This window comes from Lactobacillus nasalidis (genome assembly GCF_016587775.1).
Classification (GTDB): Bacteria; Bacillota; Bacilli; order Lactobacillales; family Lactobacillaceae; genus Lactobacillus; species Lactobacillus nasalidis.
Genome location: NZ_BOCG01000727.1, coordinates 1 through 1,444, shown reverse-complemented (window position 1 = coordinate 1,444; position 1,444 = coordinate 1). Strand labels below are relative to the sequence as shown.

Genomic DNA, 1,444 nt, shown 5'->3' with positions numbered 1-1,444 from the left:
GCATCCCTGTAAGCATGAAGCCGTTGCAGGCCCCGTAAACCGAGAGCAGGATGCCGACAGTGACGATCTTGCCGCCGGCTTGGCCGAAGAGCTTCAAGGAAGCATAGTAGGCGGTGTTGCTGTTGCCGATGATCTTGTCAAAAGGCAGGACGGTCATGAAGGCATAGTTGACCAAAACGTAGACGACCGTCACCAGGCTGAGGCCGAAGATGATGGCCCGGGCCAGGTCTTTTTCCGGATGCTTCATTTCCTTGGCCAAGTTGGTCACGATGATCCAGCCTTCAAAGGCAAAGAGGGCCGACAAGAGCCCCTGGCTGATGCCGCCTGCCCAGCCGCTGCTGCTGTTTACGGTGACCGGCCATAAGCTTACGGCCACGTTTTGCTGGCTGAAGGCGAAAACGATGATCAAAAAGAGCGGAATCAGCTTGATGACGGTGATGACGGACTGCATTTTGGCGGAAAAGCCGGTGCCCAGCAGGTTGATCAAGAAGAGCAAGAGCACCACCCCGAAAGCGATCAGGCGGCTCGTGCCCGCCGGCAGGCCAAACAAGGTCACGAACTGCTGGCCGAAAATCGAGGCCAGGGCCGCGATCTGCGCCGGAAAGTAGACGGCCATTTCCGCCCAGCCGAACAAAAAGCCCCAGATATTGCCGTAGCTGTAGTCCAGGTATTCGATCGCCCCGTTGACGTTTAAGGCCGCGGCGATCTCCGAGACGGTCAGCCCCGAGCAGATGGAGATGACCCCCGCCAGGATCCAGACCAGGATGCTGGCTGACGCCGAACCGGTGCTTTGGCTGATGCTGCCGACTTTAAAGAAGACGCCGGCGCCGATGACAGAGCCGACGACCGTGGCCAGCGCCTGTCCAAAAGATATCTGTTTTTTCAAAAAATCCCTCCAGTAGAGCAAGTCTAACCTTTTTATTATACAAGAAATCTTTCTGCTTGGTATAGGGGACTTTCTCCGCTAAAATGGTAAAAGGAGGTTTGGGTAATGGGGCAAACAAAGCATTTTCAACATCAAGCGACCCTGCCGGCGCTTTTGCTCCTGCTGGCGGTGGTTGTCGGCCTGCTGGCCTACGGGCTTTACAATTATGCCGATCAGACGACCCTGCCCAAAGGATCCAGTCAAAGCGCCGTCGGCATCGGGCTTGACCAGAGTCAGACCAGCATCGGCCTGGCCAGCCTGCAGCAGGGAGGCCTGTCTTTCGTTTATTTGACGGTCGACGGGCAGTTTTCGGCCTACCGGAAGCGGCTGGCCAAAACCAAGCTGGCCTACGGCAGCGTCATTAAGGTCAAAGAGCAGAACAGCGCCAAGCAGCTGGCCAGCGCCAAGCGCCTTTCAGGCGGGCACTGGGGCCGGCTGCCGATTTTGCTGGACAGCGGGCAGGATGATCCGGGAGCAGCCGGCATTACGGCCATGAGCCAGCTGGCGGCGGCCTTGATC

The 1,444-nt window shown here is 57.8% G+C and carries 2 protein-coding genes; one reads left to right on the top strand and one right to left on the bottom strand.

Features of this window, described 5'->3' with window-relative positions; genetic code table 11:
• Positions 1–886: APC family permease (locus tag lacNas_RS14005; RefSeq protein ID WP_201346965.1), on the bottom strand; the 886-nt coding region annotated here is incomplete at its 3' end.
• Between the two features lie 105 nt (positions 887–991).
• Here lacNas_RS14005 and lacNas_RS14000 point away from each other — a divergent pair.
• Positions 992–1,444: glycoside hydrolase family 25 domain-containing protein (locus tag lacNas_RS14000; protein WP_201346964.1), on the top strand; the 453-nt coding region annotated here is incomplete at its 3' end.